Source organism: Pseudoduganella sp. R-31 (assembly GCF_049913235.1).
Taxonomy (GTDB): Bacteria; Pseudomonadota; Gammaproteobacteria; order Burkholderiales; family Burkholderiaceae_D; genus Rugamonas.
In genome coordinates this window covers 6683967-6703375 of the sequence record NZ_CP183986.1, presented here as the reverse complement: position 1 = coordinate 6703375, position 19409 = coordinate 6683967, and the positions used below count along the sequence as shown (strand labels likewise).

Genomic DNA, 19409 nt, shown 5'->3' with positions numbered 1-19409 from the left:
ATTTCGTCAGTATTTTGAGTGAGTGACCTCGATAGCAATATCGAAAAACAGAGATTGAACTGAAGAGTTTGATCCTGGCTCAGATTGAACGCTGGCGGCATGCTTTACACATGCAAGTCGAACGGCAGCGCGGGCTTCGGCCTGGCGGCGAGTGGCGAACGGGTGAGTAATATATCGGAACGTACCCAAGAGTGGGGGATAACGTAGCGAAAGTTACGCTAATACCGCATACGATCTAAGGATGAAAGCAGGGGACCGCAAGGCCTTGTGCTCCTGGAGCGGCCGATATCTGATTAGCTAGTTGGTGAGGTAAAGGCTCACCAAGGCAACGATCAGTAGCTGGTCTGAGAGGACGACCAGCCACACTGGAACTGAGACACGGTCCAGACTCCTACGGGAGGCAGCAGTGGGGAATTTTGGACAATGGGGGCAACCCTGATCCAGCAATGCCGCGTGAGTGAAGAAGGCCTTCGGGTTGTAAAGCTCTTTTGTCAGGGAAGAAAAGGCTGTGGCTAATATCCACAGCTGCTGACGGTACCTGAAGAATAAGCACCGGCTAACTACGTGCCAGCAGCCGCGGTAATACGTAGGGTGCAAGCGTTAATCGGAATTACTGGGCGTAAAGCGTGCGCAGGCGGTTTCGTAAGTCTGTCGTGAAATCCCCGGGCTTAACCTGGGAATGGCGATGGAGACTGCGAGGCTAGAGTTTGGCAGAGGGGGGTAGAATTCCACGTGTAGCAGTGAAATGCGTAGAGATGTGGAGGAACACCGATGGCGAAGGCAGCCCCCTGGGTCAAAACTGACGCTCATGCACGAAAGCGTGGGGAGCAAACAGGATTAGATACCCTGGTAGTCCACGCCCTAAACGATGTCTACTAGTTGTTGGGTCTTAATTGACTTAGTAACGCAGCTAACGCGTGAAGTAGACCGCCTGGGGAGTACGGTCGCAAGATTAAAACTCAAAGGAATTGACGGGGACCCGCACAAGCGGTGGATGATGTGGATTAATTCGATGCAACGCGAAAAACCTTACCTACCCTTGACATGGCAGGAATCCTGGAGAGATCCGGGAGTGCTCGAAAGAGAACCTGCACACAGGTGCTGCATGGCTGTCGTCAGCTCGTGTCGTGAGATGTTGGGTTAAGTCCCGCAACGAGCGCAACCCTTGTCATTAGTTGCTACGCAAGAGCACTCTAATGAGACTGCCGGTGACAAACCGGAGGAAGGTGGGGATGACGTCAAGTCCTCATGGCCCTTATGGGTAGGGCTTCACACGTCATACAATGGTACATACAGAGGGCCGCCAACCCGCGAGGGGGAGCTAATCCCAGAAAGTGTATCGTAGTCCGGATTGTAGTCTGCAACTCGACTACATGAAGTTGGAATCGCTAGTAATCGCGGATCAGCATGTCGCGGTGAATACGTTCCCGGGTCTTGTACACACCGCCCGTCACACCATGGGAGCGGGTTTTACCAGAAGTAGGTAGCTTAACCGTAAGGAGGGCGCTTACCACGGTAGGATTCGTGACTGGGGTGAAGTCGTAACAAGGTAGCCGTATCGGAAGGTGCGGCTGGATCACCTCCTTTCTAGAGTCGGCATCAGACTCAAACGTTCACACTTATCGACTGTTGTAATACGAAGAACAGCAATGTTGGGGCTGTAGCTCAGCTGGTTAGAGCACCGTGTTGATAACGCGGGGGTCGTTGGTTCGAGCCCAACCAGCCCTACCAAACCAATGGGGGATTAGCTCAGCTGGGAGAGCACCTGCTTTGCAAGCAGGGGGTCGTCGGTTCGATCCCGTCATCCTCCACCAAGTTTTCAAACGTAAGCGTAGCCGCTTAGGTTTGAACGCTTAAATGTTCATCGTTCTTTAACAATCTGGAAGAAGTAAAAGTTTTATTAAGCGATATCGAAAGATATTACTTAGGGTAGTAGTAAAACTCATCAAACACAGTAGTAAGTGCTTGAACCTGTAGCCGTCAAGGTTATAGGGACAAGTGAATAAGTGCACATGGCGGATGCCTTGGCGATTACAGGCGATGAAGGACGTAGAAGTCTGCGATAAGCTTCGGGGAGCTGACAAACAAGCATTGATCCGAAGATTTCCGAATGGGGAAACCCGGCCTTATAGGTCATCACTCACTGAATACATAGGTGTGTGAAGCGAACGCGGCGAACTGAAACATCTAAGTAGCTGCAGGAAAAGAAATCAACCGAGATTCCCAAAGTAGTGGCGAGCGAAATGGGAAGAGCCTGTACGTGATAGTCGTTTGGATAATGGAACAGATTGGAAACTCTGGCCATAGCGGGTGATAGCCCCGTACATGAAATCCAAGCGGTGGTACTAAGCGTACGACAAGTAGGGCGGGACACGAGAAATCCTGTCTGAACATGGGGGGACCATCCTCCAAGGCTAAATACTCGTAATCGACCGATAGTGAACCAGTACCGTGAGGGAAAGGCGAAAAGAACCCCGGGAGGGGAGTGAAATAGATCCTGAAACCGTGTGCATACAAACAGTCGGAGCCTCGTAAGGGGTGACGGCGTACCTTTTGTATAATGGGTCAGCGACTTACATTCAGTGGCGAGGTTAACCAGATAGGGGAGCCGTAGAGAAATCGAGTCCGAACAGGGCGCCAGTCGCTGGGTGTAGACCCGAAACCAAGTGATCTATCCATGGCCAGGTTGAAGGTGCGGTAACACGCACTGGAGGACCGAACCCACTAATGTTGAAAAATTAGGGGATGAGCTGTGGATAGGGGTGAAAGGCTAAACAAACTTGGAAATAGCTGGTTCTCTCCGAAAACTATTTAGGTAGTGCCTCAAGTATCACCGACGGGGGTAGAGCACTGTTATGGCTAGGGGGTCATCGCGACTTACCAAACCATTGCAAACTCCGAATACCGTTGAGTGCGAGCTTGGGAGACAGACATCGGGTGCTAACGTCCGGTGTCAAGAGGGAAACAACCCAGACCGCCAGCTAAGGTCCCAAAGATTGGCTAAGTGGAAAACGAAGTGGGAAGGCTAAAACAGTCAGGATGTTGGCTTAGAAGCAGCCATCATTTAAAGAAAGCGTAATAGCTCACTGATCGAGTCGTCCTGCGCGGAAGATGTAACGGGGCTAAGCCAGTCACCGAAGCTGCGGATATCCGCAAGGATATGGTAGGAGAGCGTTCTGTAAGCCTGCGAAGGTGTCTTGTAAAGGATGCTGGAGGTATCAGAAGTGCGAATGCTGACATGAGTAGCGATAATGCGGGTGAAAAGCCCGCACGCCGTAAGCCCAAGGTTTCCTGTTCAACGTTCATCGGAGCAGGGTGAGTCGGCCCCTAAGGCGAGGCAGAGATGCGTAGCTGATGGGAAGCAGGTTAATATTCCTGCACCGTCGTATGATGCGATGGGGGGACGGATCGCGGAAGGTTGTCTGCCTGTTGGAATAGGCAGTTCCTGGTTCATAGAAGGCGCTTAGGCAAATCCGGGCGCGTAATTCAAGGGACTGGGACGAGCGAGCTTGCTCGCGAAGCAATCGGAAGTGGTTCCAAGAAAAGCCTCTAAGCTTCAGTCATACGAGACCGTACCGCAAACCGACACAGGTGGGCGAGATGAGTATTCTAAGGCGCTTGAGAGAACTCGGGAGAAGGAACTCGGCAAATTGGTACCGTAACTTCGGGATAAGGTACGCCTCGGTAGCTTGACCACTTTACTGTGGAAGGGCGAAAAGGTTGCAATAAACTGGTGGCTGCGACTGTTTAATAAAAACACAGCACTCTGCAAACACGAAAGTGGACGTATAGGGTGTGACGCCTGCCCGGTGCTGGAAGATTAAATGATGGGGTGCAAGCTCTTGATTGAAGTCCCAGTAAACGGCGGCCGTAACTATAACGGTCCTAAGGTAGCGAAATTCCTTGTCGGGTAAGTTCCGACCTGCACGAATGGCGTAACGATGGCCACACTGTCTCCTCCCGAGACTCAGCGAAGTTGAAGTGTTTGTGATGATGCAATCTACCCGCGGCTAGACGGAAAGACCCCATGAACCTTTACTGTAGCTTTGCATTGGACTTTGAACCAATCTGTGTAGGATAGGTGGGAGGCTTTGAAGTAGGGACGCCAGTTCCTATGGAGCCATCCTTGAAATACCACCCTGGTTTGTTTGAGGTTCTAACCTTGGTCCGTGATCCGGATCGGGGACAGTGCATGGTAGGCAGTTTGACTGGGGCGGTCTCCTCCCAAACGGTAACGGAGGAGTTCGAAGGTACGCTAGGTACGGTCGGACATCGTGCTAATAGTGCAATGGCATAAGCGTGCTTAACTGCGAGACCGACAAGTCGAGCAGGTACGAAAGTAGGACATAGTGATCCGGTGGTTCTGTATGGAAGGGCCATCGCTCAACGGATAAAAGGTACTCTGGGGATAACAGGCTGATTCCTCCCAAGAGTTCATATCGACGGGGGAGTTTGGCACCTCGATGTCGGCTCATCACATCCTGGGGCTGTAGCCGGTCCCAAGGGTATGGCTGTTCGCCATTTAAAGTGGTACGTGAGCTGGGTTTAAAACGTCGTGAGACAGTTTGGTCCCTATCTGCCGTGGGCGTTGGAAATTTGAAGGGGGCTGCTCCTAGTACGAGAGGACCGGAGTGGACGAACCTCTGGTGTACCGGTTGTCACGCCAGTGGCATTGCCGGGTAGCTAAGTTCGGAAGAGATAACCGCTGAAAGCATCTAAGCGGGAAACTTGCCTTAAGATGAGATTTCCCGGAGCCTTGAGCTCCTTGAAGGGTCGTTCGAGACCAGGACGTTGATAGGTCAGGTGTGGAAGTGCAGTAATGCATTAAGCTAACTGATACTAATTGCCCGTACGGCTTGTCCCTATAACCTTGACGGTTATGTAGCACTTACAGTGTTTGAGAACACTACCCCACTTTACTTCTTCCCGGATTGTTGACAAGTCATGCCTGATGACCATAGCAAGTCGGTCCCACCCCTTCCCATCCCGAACAGGACCGTGAAACGACTCTGCGCCGATGATAGTGCTGCAACCAGTGTGAAAGTAGGTTATCGTCAGGCTCTTATTAGAAGAGGCCCGCTAAGCATAAGCTAGCGGGCCTTTTTGCTTTCGAAAGTTGTATCCGAGACAAGCAACAAAAATATGTCTCAATTTGTAGAAATTTTGACTCAGCCTCCAGGCCCCGATAGTGTTAGATTCCCATCAACACCCTACCTCATCGGGACATTTGGAGACAAAAATGGAATTTCGCAAAAGCCTGATCGCAGCCGCGATCGCCATGGTTGCTGCACAAGCCAGCGCCGCCCCAAGCATGATGGCCAGCCCTGTTGCCTTCTCCGCCCAGGAGAAAGCACGCCTGGTCTCCACCCTGAACGGTGAGCGGGGCAAATATGGCCTGGATGCCGATCACGGCTACGCCATCGCCAGCCAGCACCCTGGCGAGCAGGGCAGGGCAATCAGCCGCATCAACCACACCTACAAGGGCGTGCGCATCTTTGAATCCGAAACCGTTGTGGTCACCGACCAGGGCGGCAATATCGTCAGCGAATCGGTCGGCGAACGCCGCCAGGGCCTGTCGGGTAAGCGTTTCGATGTAAAGCCTTCCATCAGCAGTAAAGCCGCGATCGCCAAGGCCAGCCGCAGCGTGTCGGCCTTCGGCGCGGAGATCGATCCGCCATCCGCCGAGCTGGTTATTTTCCCGCTGATGAAGACCGTGCGCGCCCCAGGCGCCGAGAACAAGGCTGAGGCTGACCTGAACGCGGTTGACGTGCAGGACGTCGTTGCCGGCTATGAGCTGGCCTATATTGTGAAGACCCGCAAGCACGGCGCCTTCCATGACACCGTCGTCAGCGCACGCGATGGCCGTATCCTCGATCAGTGGAGCGCAATGCAGAACGTGGTCGGCACCGGTCACAGTCAGTACAACGGCGACGTGCCGATCAACACCACCCTGTCCGGCGGCGTGTACAAGATGATCGACGGCAGCCGCGGCACCGGCGGTACCTTCGGCGCCATGGCGATCACCAACGCCAATCACGGCACCAGCGCCGGCGCGGTGTACACCAACGCCACCAATATCTGGGGCGACGGCAAGCAGTACATTTCCGGCGGCAGCACCACCAACGCCAACGGCCAGACCGCTGCGGTGAATGCACTGTGGGGCCTGATGAATACCTACGACATGCACAAGAATGTGCTGAACTGGTCTTCGCTCGACGGTAACAATACCGCGACCTATATCGCGGTGCACGTCAACACCGCCTACGACAACGCCTACTACTCCGACAGCTGCAAGTGCATGTTCATCGGCGACGGCGGATCCTATTTCAATAACCTGGGTTCGATCGACGTGATCGGCCACGAAATGGGCCACGGCATCACCGCCGCCACCTCCAACCTGACCTACCGCGGCGAATCCGGCGGCTTGAACGAGTCCTCGTCCGACATTTCGGGCGAAGCGGTGGAAGCCTACGCCCGCGCCGGCGGCACCGGTACTTCGCTGCCTGTCCCATCGGGCAACGACTGGGTGATGGGCAAGGAAATTTCCAAGAACGGGCAGCCGCTGCGCTGGCTGTACAAGCCAAGCAAGGATGGCAAGTCGCCTGATGCGTGGAAGTCCACCATCAAGCGCCTGGATGTGCACTACAGCAGCGGCCCGAACAACCGCATGTTCTACTTCCTGGCCATGGGTTCGAGCTCCAATTCGAGCAGCGACTACTACTCCCAATACCTGACCCAGCAGCCTAAGAACATGACCGGTATCGGCATCGACAAGGCTTACCGCATTTGGTTCCGCGCGAACACCACCAAGTTCACGTCGTCGACCAACTACGCGGACGCTCGTTTGAAAGTGCTGGCAGCAGCGCAGGAACTATACGGCGCCAATAGCGCCGAAGCGAAAGCAGTCCAGCGCGCCTACGCTGCCATTAACGTGGGCGCCGACGTGGCAGAATAAGCCGCGCAGCGATGCACAGGAACCGCCGGGGCAACCTGGCGGTTTTTTTTTGCGCGTCGTGACAATGTGTGATTGTGCATCGTCCACTTGTTGGCAAAATGCAAGTCATGAATGGAATCTTCAATGCGCAGCTTGGATACGCAATGGCTGCCCTGTATGTGCTGCTGGGTATCGTTTCAACGGGTGTGGGTTTGGCGCTTGGCTCGCGTACCAGCCAGTTGCGTGACCAGGTGAATGCCTGGTGGTTCATCTTCCCCATTGTCAGCTGCGGCCTGATCCTCTATCCGGTTGGGGCGCCGTTGCTTGCACTCGTCATTTGCGGCCTGGCTGCGCGGGAGCTTGCACCATATTGCGGGCAGGCGTCCGGCCGCTTCCGGACCGCTGCCATCGCCAGCCTGTTCATGGCCGCATGCGCGGGCACTTACGCGCCGGCTTTCCTGCCCATGGCATTCGCCCTGGCCGCTGGCGCCGCTGCTGTGTACCTGTTGCACTCCCGCGAACTGGCTGCCCTGCCCTGGCTGCTGTTTGCGCTGACCTGTTTCGGCATCAGCTTCGTCCCCGCCTTTGTCCAGCTGCCTTTCGGGCCGAGGGAAAACCTGTCCTGGCTGTTCTACCTGTTTATCGTGACGGCCTTGAATGACATCGCCCAGTTCACCAGTGGCAAGCTGTTCGGCAAGCAGAAAATCGTGCCACTGATTAGCCCGCAGAAAACCTGGCAGGGCTTGCTGGGCGGCGTCGTGGTTTCCGTCTTGCTGTCGCTCGCCATGGGCGCCTACTTCGGCCTGGGCCGGCCAGCCTGGATGGCGGCGATCGCGGTGCTGTTGTCCCTTGGCGGCTTTGCCGGCGACGTGATGTTCTCCGCAGCGAAACGCAAGCTTGGCATCAAGGACTTTTCAAACCTGATTCCCGGCCACGGCGGAATGCTGGACCGCGCCGATAGCCTGGTGGTGACGGCGCCACTGCTTTACCTGCTGCTCAATTATCGATAAGGAAAAAAGAATGAAGATTGAACGAGGCCTTGCCTGGAGTGAGAGCCAGTCCGGATTTGAAGCGGCCGACGGCACGCGCCTGTTCTACCGTAGCTGGATGCCGCTGGCGCCGCGTAGCGGAGCGCCACGTGCGCTGGTATTCCTGCATCGCGGGCATGAACATTCCGGCCGTATCGGCACGCTGGTCGAGCAATTCGGCTTCCACGGCGACTGGGCTTTTGCTTACGATGCGCGCGGACACGGTTATTCGCCGGGTGAGCGCGGCTCCGCGCCAAGTTTCGCCACCATGGTGGAAGACCTGGATACCTTCGTGCGCCATCTCTGCAGCAAGCATGGCTTTGCGATCGAGGATGTGCTGGTCATCGCCAACAGCGTTGGCGCTGTCGTGGCGGCGACCTGGCTGCATGACTATGCTCCGCGCGTGCGCGGCCTGGTCATGGCTGCCGCGGCCTTTGCGATCAAGCTGTATGTGCCGCTGGCAAAGCCGGGCCTGCGCTTTGCGCGGCGCTTCAAGCCGGAGCTGTTCGTGACCAGCTATATTCGTTCGACCATGCTGACGCATTCGGCGGAGCAGGCGCGCGCCTATGAACAAGACCCGCTGATCGCCAAGAGCATCTCGGCCCAGATCCTGCTGGAGCTTGCCGATACGGCGCAACGCATCGTGCACGATGCCGCCGCCATCGACACGCCGGTGCTGATGCTGGCCGCCGACCAGGACTATGTCGTGCATGAAGCGCCGCAGAAGTTGTTCTTCGAGCGCCTGTCTTCGCAAATGAAGCGTTATGTCAGGCTACAGCGCTGCCGCCACGCCATCTTCTACGAGGAAGACACTTCCGTTGCGATGCAGGCAAGCCGCAGCTTTATCGACGAATGTTACGCATCGCAGCCGGCATCGCCGGTGCGTTTCGCGGCTGCCGACCGGGAAGGACAAGGTGCGCAGCACTACGCCGCGCTGCAGGACAACCGGACCGGCAATGCGCTGACGCGCGCCTGGTTCGGCTTGCAGCGCAATATGCTGAAGCTAATGGGCCCGCTGAGCGATGGCATGAAGATCGGCCTGCGCCACGGATTTGATTCGGGCGAATCGCTGGACTATGTCTATCGCAACCAGGCGGACGGCAAGCTTGGCTTCGGCGGCATCATGGACCGCGGCTACCTGGATGCCGTGGGATGGCGCGGCATCCGCCTGCGCAAGGTGCAGATGCAGCAGATGCTGGCGCAGCAGATCGCGGCCCACCAGGGCCCTGGTCCGGTGCGCATCCTCGACATCGCCGCAGGTTCCGCGCGCTACGTGCTGGAGACCGTCAAGCGCTTCCAGGACCGCGAGATCGAAGTCACGCTGTGCGACTACGAACAGCACAACCTGGACCAGGCCAGGAAGCTGGCGGAAAAGCTGCAGGTCAGCGCCCGCATCGAATACTGCCGCCGCGATGCCTTCAGCGCCGACAGCTACCAGGGCCAGGAAGGCCGCTACGACATCGCCGTGGTATCGGGCCTCTACGAGCTGTTCAGCGACAACACCATGGTGCTGCAGTCGCTGCGTGGCGTCTCGGCCAGCTTGCGTGAAGGCGGCAGCTTGCTGTACACCGGCCAGCCATGGCACCCGCAGCTGGACATGATCGCCTACACGCTGACCAACCACCGCGGCGAGCCGTGGCGTATGCGCCCGCGTGCGCAGGCCGAGATGGACGGCCTGGTCGCGCTGGCCGGTTGCCGCAAGCTGCGAACAATGATCGGGCTGGAAGGTATCTTTACTGTTTCACTTGCGGAGAAAGGCGCAGCGCCTGGCGCAGGCGGTTAAATACCGTCACCAGCGACAGCAACAGCACCACCGCAAGCAAGGCGTTGTGCCAGACCGGCGCAACGCCTGCCCAGACCAGCAGGCCGAGCAGGCCGAAGGCAAAGGCGCGGTCGCTCTTGCCCATCGGGCCGTCGAAACGGCGCGCGACGCCGATGCTGCTGGCCAGTACGCCAGCGAATTCGGCCAGCAGTGCAAACACCACGACCAGCACCAGCAGGTGCGTGAAGACGCCCGCCAGCAAGGCCGCTGGCAGGTACAGCGCAACGTCGGACACCTGGTCGCACAACTCGTTCAGCAAAGCGCCCAGGGCTGTCTTGTTGCCGGTCGCGTTGGCCAGCATGCCATCGATGGCATTCAGCGCCATGCGCAACAGCAGGAAGAAGGGCAGGCCGAGCCACAACCCAAGGCATTGCGGCGCCAATGCCAGCGCCGCGCCGTAACCCACCGACAGCACCATGGCTGCCAGGGTGACCTGGTTCGGCGTAATGCCGAGCCGCGTGAGCAGGTTGAGGAATGGACGCAGCAGTTGCTGGAAGCGCGGTTTAAGCTGGTAGATCGAAATGCTCATGAAGTGTAGGAGTTAAGGTAGATGCGGGCGATGAAAAGGCTGCGGCTGTAACCCATCGCGCAGTGCAGGTAGACCGGGCGGCCCTGGCTGCGTTCGGTGTCGATAGCGGCAAGGATGGTACGAACCTGCTGGCGGCTTGGGGCCTGCAGGTCCATCAGGGGAAGGTGCCGGTAACGGCCGCGCCGCAGCAGTTCGGTTTCGCTGAGTTCTGCGCTCAGGTCGATGATGCTGCAGCCCGGCGGCAGTTGCTGCGCTTCGCTGGCGCTCAGGCGGCGGCCTACCCACAGGCCATCGGTCGCCTGCGCGAAAGGCGGCTTGCCATGCTGGCGCCAGCGCACCAGCAGCCAGGTGACGGCGTAGCCGGCAAGGTAGGGCCAGAACAGCAGCCAGATCCAGGGTGGATGCCGGCCCTGGTTCTTGCGCAGGAAGGCCGCGTTGCGGCGGACGTATGCCAGGGCCACCAGCAGCAGGCTGGCGGCCAGATAGAGCCAGAGCCACGCGAGCGCGAACAGGCTGGCGGCCAGTAGCGCCAGTCCTGCCATGATGGCGTAGTAGAACGCGACGCTTTGGCGGGCGGTGGCGCCGGCGCGCACTGCGTGACAGGCGGCGGCCGCCAGGGCGATGCCGCCGGCGATATCGGCCACGGCATGCTGCCAGGTCAGCAGCGTGCTGGCGCCAACCAGCAGCAGCCAGCACGCCAGCACAATGCGCCAGGTCCGGCTGGCAATGGCTGGCCGCAGCGCGAGCCACAGCAGGATGCAGTAGGTGATGTGCAGGGACGGGAACTGGTTGTAGGGCCGGTCCGAGGCGTCAAGCAAGCCATAGGCCAGCTGCAGGAACGCGTGCTCGGGCAGCACCCTGGCGGCGGGGAAGCGGGCAGGAAAAATCGCGAACACGAGGCTGGCGGCGACGGTGGCGAGCATCAGGCGGCGGCTATAAACACGCAGCGCGTCTCCTTTGCGGACCTTGAAGAAGGCCCAGGCCAGCAAGGGCCCCGAACTGGCATAGGGAATGATCATCCACGGCAGGAACGGGATGGCTTGCTCGAACGGAAGCGCCAGCGTGCGCTGGACCTGCGCCGTTTCGGCAGCAAGGTTCGTGAGCGTGTAGCAAAGCCCGAATAGCAGGGCGTTGATGATCAGGTGCAGGAGTTGCATTCATGGCATTATGTCACGTGATATGAGTGAAGATCAAAAGTACGAGCGCTGCATGGTGATGGCGGGAGGAGGATTTCGCTTCGGCTATTACCTTGGCATGCACGCTGCGGCCGAAGACAGCGGCATGGCGCCCGACATCATCCTCGCCAGTTGCGGAGGTTCGCTGGCGGCAGCCATCATCCATGCCCTGCCGGATGCCGCGCAGCGCAAGCAGTGGCTTGCCTCTCCCGAGATGTACCAGTTCCTGTGCCGCATGCGCGCAGCGCCGCACGTGCGTGCGCTGCCGGTGCTGGGAGCGGCCCTGCTGCGCGGCCTGTCGCGCGGGCGGGCCAGCCGTGTGCCCGACGTGTTCGACGATTACATGTTCGAGCTGCCGGCAGCGCTGCCGTTGCCGGCGGCGCGCCCGCAGTCCCCGGCACTTGCCATCGTCGCAGCGAAACTGCTGTTCGGCCGGGAGCAGGCGGGCCAGGCGCGCGGCGACCGCGCCCTGTTCGCGGAAGTCCTGCTAGGCCCCGACCGCGCCTGCAGCCTGCTGCAAGGATGGCAGGCGCCGGCCAGTTCGCCCGCATGGAGCTGCGGCGCGGTCGCGCCCGGGCTGCTGCTGGACAGCGCCATGCCGGTTGCCGACGCCGTGCGCAGCTCGATCACGGACATGCTCTATTTCGCCTGCCACCAGCATGGCGGCGAACACTATATGGGCGGCGTGATCGACCTGTTCCCGATCGAGATCGCGCATGGCCTGGCACGGCACGTGACGATGGAAGCCAAGCCGCCGTTCGGCCAGGCGCTGGCAATTCCGGCGCTGCGCAAGGTTCTCGGCATCGATGGCAACGCGCGGCTGAAGCACGTGCACGCGCAGCATGCCCATGCCTGGGTCGACACCAGCGACATATCGAGCGCGCTGCGCGGCTGCGGCATGCGAAAGCGCATCGACTGGCTGGGCAACCGCATCAGGCTGGTGATGCCGCCCAGCCTGGCGGAGTATGCGAACGACGTCGAGGCGCAATGGCAGTACGGTTACCAGCGCGGCATGGAAGCGTATGCCAGTCCGGGGCTGCGCCTGCGCCACGCAACGAGGTTCAACAGGGGAAGACAATGAGGGTAATGATCATCGGCGGAACCAGCGGCATCGGGCTGGCCCTGGCCGGGCACTATGCGCAGCAGGGCGCTGAGCTGGCCTTGTGCGGGCGCGATCCGTCGCGCCTGGACGGGCATCCCATCGCCGCGCAAGCCGGCTTGCGGCGCTATGGCTTCGACATCGGCGACCGCCAGGCAGTGTTCGATGCGGTCGGCGATTTCGCGCAAGGAGGGCTGGACCTGCTGATCGTCACCGCAGGACAGTATGCCGATGCCGCGGCGCTGGCGCAGGACCGCATGCGCAGCCTGCCTGTGGTGCGCACCAATGTCTCCGGCCTATGCCATGCTTTCGATGCGGGAGCGCAGGCCATGCTGCACAGTGGATGCGGCCAGATGGTGGTGGTGGCGTCGATTGCCGGGCTGCTGCACGAATATCCGAACGGCTCGCTGTACAGCGCGAGCAAGCGCGCCGCGATTGCCATCAGCGATTCCTATCGCAAGGCGCTGGCGCCGCACGGCATCGATGTGACGGCAGTGGTTCCGGGTTATGTCGATACGCAGAAGCTGAGGGACCTGAATGGCGGAAGCGCGCAGCGCAAGCCTTTCCTGCAGACCGAAGAAGAGGCCGTGCGCCGCATTACCCGCGCCATCGCGGGCAGGCAGGCGCGCTGCATCTTCCCCTGGCAGCTGCACGCGATGGTGCGCGTGTTTAACCTGCTGCCAAAGGGCGTGCAGCGCTACCGCAAGAAGTGAATCAGTAGTGGTACGCTGCTTTCAGCATGATGACGTCGACGCCGCTGTTGGGCTTCTTGATGCCGCCATTCGAGAAGTGCTGCGCCTTGAGGGCGATTTCCCACTTGTTGTCGAAGACATAGCCGACGGCGATATGGTCGCCGAACTGGAAGGCGGTCGACAGGCCGTCATCGTTGTTCTTGTAGGTCTTGGAAAGCAGGTGCGCGCCGATGCCGCCTTCCACGTAAAAGCCCTTCTTGCTGGTATTCTCGTAGCGGAGGACCGGGGTGAAGCCGACGTCGAAGAGGTTCTCCTTGTCGCCGTGAACGTTGAGCCATTGGCGGGCCTGCCAGAAGCCGATGCTGGCGTCCCAGTAGCCGGTGACGTGGGTGCCGTTGGAATTGAACCAGCTCCATTCAGGGTTGAAGTCCTGCGTGGCGCCCAGGCGCACCATGCGGATTTTGGAAGCGGAGCCGGCCTCCACGTAGGCGGAATTGGTGTCGAAGGCGAAAGCGGATTGCGCTACAAATGCAGCGGCAGCAATAGCGAATAGTTTTTTGATTTGCATGTTTTTCTCTCTAGTCCTTGCCGCAGTCTTCATATTTGCTGAGGCAATGCCGGCAATTTTACTTTCGTTCTGAATTTTTTTCAGGCGACCCCTTAATTGTTAGAATCACTGCAATATTGGCATATCTGGAGCTTATTGTGACGCATCATCTGCGAATTGCATTTCTTGGCATCGGCTTGATGGGCGAGCCGATGGTCCTGCGCCTGCTGGCGGCAGGTTTCAAGGTCACGGCCTGGAACCGTACAGCGGGCAAGGCCGGCGTGCTGGCGGCCGCCGGCGCGGACCCGGACGACGTGCTGCCGCATGCGGTGGCCGATGCGGCGGTGGTGGTATCGATGCTGTCGGCGGGCGATGCAGTCGGCGGCGTGATCGATGCTGCGCTCGATGCGCTGCGTCCCGGCACGCTGTGGATCGACATGAGCTCGACGCGGCAGGACGAGGCACAGGCATTCCACGCGCTGCTGACGGGGCGCGGGCATCGCTTCATCGATGCTCCGGTGTCGGGCGGTGTCGGCGGCGCGCAAGCGGGTTCGCTGGCCATCATGGCGGGCGGCAGTGCGGCCGATTTCGAAGCGGCGCGGCCGGTGCTGGAAGCGATGGGCAAGCCCAAGCTGGTTGGTCCGGCCGGCAGCGGGCAGGTGGCAAAGCTGTGCAACCAGTTGATCGTCGGCGGTACCATCAACATCGTGGCGGAGGCCTTGCTGCTTGCGCTGGCGGCAGGCGCCGATCCGGTGGCGGTACGCGAGGCGATCCGCGGCGGCTTTGCGGAAAGCCGCGTGCTGGAAGTGCACGGCCAGCGCATGCTGGAGCGGAATTTCCTGCCGGGCGGGCAGGTGCTGACGCAGTTGAAGGACCAGCATAATATCCTCGCTGCCGCTGCAGCGGCGGGCGTGGCGCTGCCCGTCACCAGCCTGGTGACGGAGCGCTATGAGTCGATCAAGGATGTCTATCCGCGCGCCGATCATTCCGCCGCGCTGCTGGCGCTGGAGCGGCTGAACGAAGGCGTGCGGCTCGGCGCGCAGGCCGACAAGCTTCCTTAACGGGCTTGCGGCAGTGCCGCTTCTGCGAGATGCACCCAGAAGCTGGCGCCGATCGGCAGCAGGCGGTCGTTGAAGTCGTAGCTGGCGTTGTGCAGCACGCAGGGGCCGAGGCCGTGGCCGCCGTCGCGGTGCTCGCCTTCGCCGTTGCCGATGAAGATGTAGCAGCCGGGCTTCTCCTGCAGGAAGAAGGCAAAGTCCTCGGCGCCCATGGTCGGTTCGACGTTGGCGTCCACCATCGATTCGCCGACCACCGACTTCATGACGTCCAGCGCGAAGCGGGTTTCCCTGGCGTGATTCACGAGTGGCGGATAGTTGCGGCGGAAGGTGAACTCCACTTCCGCGTCGAAGGCGGCGGCAATGCCTTCCGCCAGCGACTGCATGCGCTTTTCCACCATGTCCAGCACCTCGGTGGTGAAGGTGCGCACGGTGCCGACCAGCCTGGCATCGTCGGGGATCACATTGGTGGCGCTGCCGGCGTGGATCTGCGTGATCGACAGCACGGCCGTATCCAATGGGCTCTTGTTGCGCGTGACGATGGTCTGCCACGCCTGTGCAATCTGCACCGCGATCATGATCGGGTCGATGCCCTTGTGCGGCTGCGCCGCGTGGGCACCCTTGCCGCGCACGGTCACATGGAATTCATTGGAAGAGGCCATCATCGGCCCTTCACAGGCGCCCAGCGCGCCTTGCGCCATGCCGGGCCAGTTGTGCATGCCGTAGATCGCATCCATCGGGAAGCGCTCGAACAGGCCATCCTTGATCATTTCACGCGCGCCGGCGCCGCCTTCTTCGGCCGGCTGGAACACCAGGTAAACGGTGCCGTCGAAATTGCGGTGCCTGGCAAGGTGGTGGGCCGCGCCGAGCAGCATGGCGGTGTGGCCGTCATGGCCGCAAGCGTGCATCTTGCCAGGGTGCTTCGAGGCGTGGGCGAAGGTGTTGATTTCCTGCATCGGCAGGGCGTCCATGTCCGCGCGCAGGCCAATGGCGCGTTCGGAGGTGCCGTTACGGATGATGCCAACCACGCCGGTCTTGCCCAGGCCGCGCTCGAAGGGGATGCCCCATTCGGTCAGCCTGGCGCAAACGACATCGGCGGTACGTTCTTCTTCATAGCAGAGTTCCGGGTGGGCATGCAGGTCGCGTCGGATCTGCTGCAACTCGGACTGAAACGCGATAATCGGGTCGATCAGTTTCATTGTTGTTCTCCATCGGTCTTGCCATTCTAGCCTCCCGGTGCGGTTTTCCGGAATCGTTTACGATACTGTTTTCAGCCGTCGCTAACCCAGATCAAGATGTCAACCACACAAGTCCGCGCCACCTGCCCGCACGATTGCCCCGATACCTGCGCCCTGCTCGTCACCGTCGAAGATGGCGTGGCGACCGAGGTGAAAGGCGATCCGGATCACCCGACGACCGCCGGGGTGCTGTGCACCAAGGTTTCCCGCTATACCGAACGAACCTATTCGCCGGACCGCCTGCTGTACCCGATGCGGCGCGTCGGCAGGAAGGGCGAGGGCAAGTTTGAACGCATCAGCTGGGAGCAGGCACTGGACGAGATCACAGCACGCCTGAAACCGCTGGCTGCGGCCGAGCCGGAAGCCATCCTGCCCTACAGCTACGCGGGCACCATGGGCCTGGTGCAGGGCGAATCGATGTCGTCCCGCTTCTTCCACAAGATCGGCGCCTCGCTGCTGGACCGGACCATCTGCGCCACGGCTGGCGCCACCGGTTACAAATACACGGTCGGCGCCTCGATCGGCACCGATATCGAGCAATTCCAGCATGCCAGGCTGCTCATCATCTGGGGCGGCAACCCGATTGCATCCAACCTGCATTTCTGGACCCGTGCCCAGGAAGCCAAGCGCAACGGCGCCAGGCTGATTGCCATCGACCCCTACCGCTCCTTGACGGCGGAGAAATGCCACCAGCACATCGCGCTGCTGCCCGGCACGGATGCGGCGCTGGCGCTGGGCCTGATGCACATCCTGGTGCGCGAGGACCTGCTGGACCATGAATACATTGCCGACTACACCATCGGCTTCGAAGAGCTGCGCCAGCGCGTGGCGGAATGGACGCCGGAGCGCGTGGCGGCCACCTGCGGCATTACCGTCGAGGAAGTGGAAGGCCTGGCGCGCGAATATGGGGAAACCGCCAAGCGCGGCGAGCCGGTCGCCATCCGCATGAATTACGGCGTGCAGCGCGTGCATGGCGGCGGCATGGCGGTGCGCAATATTGCCTGTTTGCCTGCCCTGGTGGGCGCCTGGCGCCACGCGGCGGGCGGCGTGCAGTTGTCGGCATCCGGCACCTTCAGGAAAAACCTGGCGGCGCTCCAGCGCCCGGACTTGCTGGCGAAACAGCCGCGCACCATCAATATGACGACCATCGGCGACGACCTGCTGCGTCCGGCGTCGCCCGAGTTTGGCCCGCAGGTCAAGGCGGTCATCGTGTACAACTCGAACCCGCTGGCGGTGGCGCCTGATTCGTCCAAGGTGCAGGCGGGTTTTGCGCGTGAAGACCTGTTCACCGTGGTGCTGGAACATTTCCAGACCGACACCGCCGACTATGCCGACATCGTGCTGCCAGCCACCACGCAGCTCGAGCATACCGATGCTCACGGCGCCTACGGCCACCTGTACATGATGGCCAATAACCCGGCTATCGCGCCAATGGGCGAAGCCAAGCCGAACACCGAGATCTTCCGCCTGCTGGCGGCACGCATGGGCTTTGACGACCCTTGTTTCCGCGACAGCGATGACGCGCTGGCATCGGTGGCATTCGTGCAATTCGACTGGGAGTCACTCAAGCAGAAGGGCTGGCAGAAACTGGAAGTTCCCGATGCCCCCTTTGCATGCGGCAATTTCCCCACACCTTCCGGAAAATGTGAGTTCTACTCAGAAAGCATGAAGAAGGATGGCCTGGACCCGCTGCCAACCTATATCGCGAACTACGAATCTGCAGCATCTGCCCCCGATCTGGCGGCAAAATACCCGCTTGCGATGATATCTCCGCCAGCGCGCAACTTCCTGAACTCGACCTTTGTCAACGTGCAAAGCTTGCGTGCCACGGAGGGCGAGCCGCAGCTCGACATCAGTCCTGACGATGCGGCAACACGTGGCATCAACCACGGCGATATGGTGCGCATCTTCAATGATCGCGGTTCCTTCGTGTGCAAGGCCCGCGTGACGCCGAAGGCCCGCAAAGGCCTTGTGGTAGGGCTGTCGATCTGGTGGAAGAAGCTGGCCGGCGATGGCAAGAACGCCAATGAGGTCACCAGCCAACGGCTGACTGACATGGGTCGCGCGCCGACTTTTTACGATACACTGGTCCAAGTCGAGAAAGCCGCCTGAGAATGATTTATGCGCACGTTAGCACACCTGAAACTGCGCGCCAGATACCTGGCGACGGCGGGTCTGTGCGCCGGCCTCCTGGCGGGTTGTGCGCAATTCAAGTACTACTTCCAGGCTGCCCAGGGCCAGTACGCGCTCTGGTCTGACGCCCGTCCGGTCGACGACTGGATCGGCGACCCGTCCACCGATCCCAAGCTCAAAGCCCGCCTCGAGAAGGCCAAGCTGATCCGCAAATTCGCGGTCAAGGAGCTTGGGCTGCCCGACAACGCCAGCTACAAGAATTACGCCCCCCTGAACCGGCAGTATGTGTTGTGGAATGTGGTCGCCACGCCCGAACTGTCGCTGCGCCCGGTGCAATGGTGCTTCCCGATCGCAGGCTGCGTCAGCTACCGCGGGTACTACGACAAGGCCGATGCCGAGGCGTATGCCGAAGAGCTGCGCAAGGAAGGCAACGACGTGCAGGTCGGCGGCGTGCCCGCTTATTCCACGCTGGGCTGGCTCAGCGACCCGCTGCTGTCGACCTTCATCAACCACTCCGATGCCGAGCTGGCGCGCCTGATCTTCCACGAGCTGGCGCACCAGGTGGTGTACGTGCAGGGCGATTCCAAATTCAACGAAGCCTTTGCCTCGGCGGTGGAAGAGGCTGGCGTCAACCACTGGCTCGAGCTGTATGGCAACGATGCGATGCGCGAAGCCTATGCCCGCTACAACGTGCGGCGCCAGGACTTCATGGACCTGCTGGTGAAGCATCGCCAGATGCTGGCAGACAATTATGCGAGCAAGGCCAGCGCCAGGAAGAAGCGCGAGGAAAAGGTGCGCATCTTTGCCGCCTTGCAGGAAGAGTACAAAGTCCTCAAGGCCAACTGGGGTGGCTACAACGGCTATGACCGATTCTTTGCGGAACCGTTGAATAATGCCCATTTGGCATCTGTTGCAACCTATAATGATTTGCTGCCAGGTTTCCGCGCTTTGCTGGTGAAAGAAAAAGCATTCCCACAGTTTTATGCTGCGGTGCGGAGCATGAGCAACCTGCCATCCGTGGAACGGCATGACAGGCTGCACGAACTGGCGCGCTCTATGGCGCAAGCCAATGAGACTACGACGGCCGCCGCTGCCAAGGAACCGGGCGCCGTCAATTGACGCACAATCTATGCTGCTTTGCAGCACGGAGGCCCGCT

Annotated in this window: 12 protein-coding genes, 2 tRNA genes and 3 rRNA genes; 13 read left to right on the top strand and 4 right to left on the bottom strand. The window is 60.1% G+C overall.

Annotated features, from left to right (window positions below; translation table 11 throughout):
- Positions 1 to 56: 56 nt before the first annotated feature.
- The 8 genes from ACN9MY_RS30580 (at position 57) to ACN9MY_RS30545 (ending at position 9745) form a co-directional block, all read left to right on the top strand.
- A 16S ribosomal RNA gene (locus tag ACN9MY_RS30580) occupies positions 57 to 1587 on the top strand.
- 67 nt (positions 1588 to 1654) lie between these two features.
- A tRNA-Ile gene (locus ACN9MY_RS30575) sits at positions 1655 to 1731 on the top strand.
- 7 nt (positions 1732 to 1738) lie between these two features.
- Positions 1739 to 1814 (top strand) — tRNA-Ala (locus ACN9MY_RS30570).
- Between the two features lie 178 nt (positions 1815 to 1992).
- Positions 1993 to 4864 (top strand): 23S ribosomal RNA (locus tag ACN9MY_RS30565).
- Between the two features lie 83 nt (positions 4865 to 4947).
- Positions 4948 to 5060 (top strand): 5S ribosomal RNA (gene rrf / locus ACN9MY_RS30560).
- The 16S, 23S and 5S rRNA genes sit together here with 2 tRNA genes alongside, the layout of an rRNA operon.
- Positions 5061 to 5239: 179 nt before the next feature.
- The gene (locus ACN9MY_RS30555; RefSeq protein WP_426166130.1) at positions 5240 to 6955 is read left to right on the top strand and encodes a M4 family metallopeptidase; all 1716 of its coding nucleotides are present in this window, start codon (positions 5240 to 5242) and stop codon (positions 6953 to 6955) included.
- A gap of 143 nt (positions 6956 to 7098) precedes the next feature.
- The gene (locus ACN9MY_RS30550) at positions 7099 to 7944 is read left to right on the top strand and encodes a phosphatidate cytidylyltransferase (protein ID WP_426166127.1); all 846 of its coding nucleotides are present in this window, start codon (positions 7099 to 7101) and stop codon (positions 7942 to 7944) included.
- A gap of 10 nt (positions 7945 to 7954) precedes the next feature.
- The gene (locus tag ACN9MY_RS30545; protein ID WP_426319641.1) at positions 7955 to 9745 is read left to right on the top strand and encodes a bifunctional alpha/beta hydrolase/class I SAM-dependent methyltransferase; all 1791 of its coding nucleotides are present in this window, start codon (positions 7955 to 7957) and stop codon (positions 9743 to 9745) included.
- Here ACN9MY_RS30545 and ACN9MY_RS30540 read toward each other — a convergent pair.
- Together ACN9MY_RS30540 and ACN9MY_RS30535 are read right to left on the bottom strand one after the other, a co-directional pair.
- Positions 9696 to 10313 (bottom strand): CDP-alcohol phosphatidyltransferase family protein, encoded by a 618-nt coding sequence (locus ACN9MY_RS30540; RefSeq protein ID WP_426319639.1) that lies wholly within the window; start codon positions 10311 to 10313, stop codon positions 9696 to 9698. The genes ACN9MY_RS30545 and ACN9MY_RS30540 overlap by 50 nt on opposite strands.
- Positions 10310 to 11470 (bottom strand): phosphatase PAP2 family protein, encoded by a 1161-nt coding sequence (locus tag ACN9MY_RS30535; RefSeq protein ID WP_426319637.1) that lies wholly within the window; start codon positions 11468 to 11470, stop codon positions 10310 to 10312. The genes ACN9MY_RS30540 and ACN9MY_RS30535 overlap by 4 nt, the downstream gene beginning before the upstream one ends.
- Positions 11471 to 11492: 22 nt before the next feature.
- On the opposite strand from ACN9MY_RS30535, the gene ACN9MY_RS30530 reads away from it, so the two are divergent.
- Together ACN9MY_RS30530 and ACN9MY_RS30525 are read left to right on the top strand one after the other, a co-directional pair.
- Positions 11493 to 12569, top strand: a complete 1077-nt coding sequence (locus ACN9MY_RS30530; RefSeq protein WP_426319635.1) for a patatin-like phospholipase family protein — start codon at positions 11493 to 11495, stop codon at positions 12567 to 12569.
- Positions 12566 to 13300: an SDR family NAD(P)-dependent oxidoreductase gene (locus ACN9MY_RS30525; RefSeq protein WP_426319633.1), complete on the top strand. Its 735-nt coding sequence runs from the start codon at positions 12566 to 12568 to the stop codon at positions 13298 to 13300. The genes ACN9MY_RS30530 and ACN9MY_RS30525 overlap by 4 nt, the downstream gene beginning before the upstream one ends.
- Before the next feature lies 1 nt (position 13301).
- Here ACN9MY_RS30525 and ACN9MY_RS30520 read toward each other — a convergent pair whose 3' ends face one another.
- Positions 13302 to 13847: an acyloxyacyl hydrolase gene (locus ACN9MY_RS30520; RefSeq protein ID WP_426319631.1), complete on the bottom strand. Its 546-nt coding sequence runs from the start codon at positions 13845 to 13847 to the stop codon at positions 13302 to 13304.
- 137 nt (positions 13848 to 13984) lie between these two features.
- Here ACN9MY_RS30520 and ACN9MY_RS30515 point away from each other — a divergent pair, with 137 nt between their 5' ends.
- Positions 13985 to 14887 (top strand): NAD(P)-dependent oxidoreductase, encoded by a 903-nt coding sequence (locus ACN9MY_RS30515; RefSeq protein ID WP_426319629.1) that lies wholly within the window; start codon positions 13985 to 13987, stop codon positions 14885 to 14887.
- On the opposite strand, the gene ACN9MY_RS30510 is transcribed toward ACN9MY_RS30515, so the two are convergent.
- Positions 14884 to 16080, bottom strand: a complete 1197-nt coding sequence (locus tag ACN9MY_RS30510) for a M20 aminoacylase family protein (protein ID WP_426319627.1) — start codon at positions 16078 to 16080, stop codon at positions 14884 to 14886. The two genes, ACN9MY_RS30515 and ACN9MY_RS30510, sit on opposite strands and share 4 nt — an antisense overlap.
- A gap of 96 nt (positions 16081 to 16176) precedes the next feature.
- Between ACN9MY_RS30510 and ACN9MY_RS30505 the strand changes: the two genes are divergently transcribed.
- Both ACN9MY_RS30505 and ACN9MY_RS30500 read left to right on the top strand, forming a co-directional pair.
- A complete protein-coding gene (locus ACN9MY_RS30505) occupies positions 16177 to 18231 on the top strand; it encodes a molybdopterin-containing oxidoreductase family protein (RefSeq protein WP_426336605.1) in 2055 nt (684 codons plus the stop codon).
- A 9-nt stretch (positions 18232 to 18240) separates the two neighbouring features.
- Positions 18241 to 19371, top strand: coding sequence for an aminopeptidase (locus ACN9MY_RS30500; protein WP_426166103.1), 1131 nt, complete (start codon positions 18241 to 18243; stop codon positions 19369 to 19371).
- Positions 19372 to 19409 lie beyond the last annotated feature (38 nt).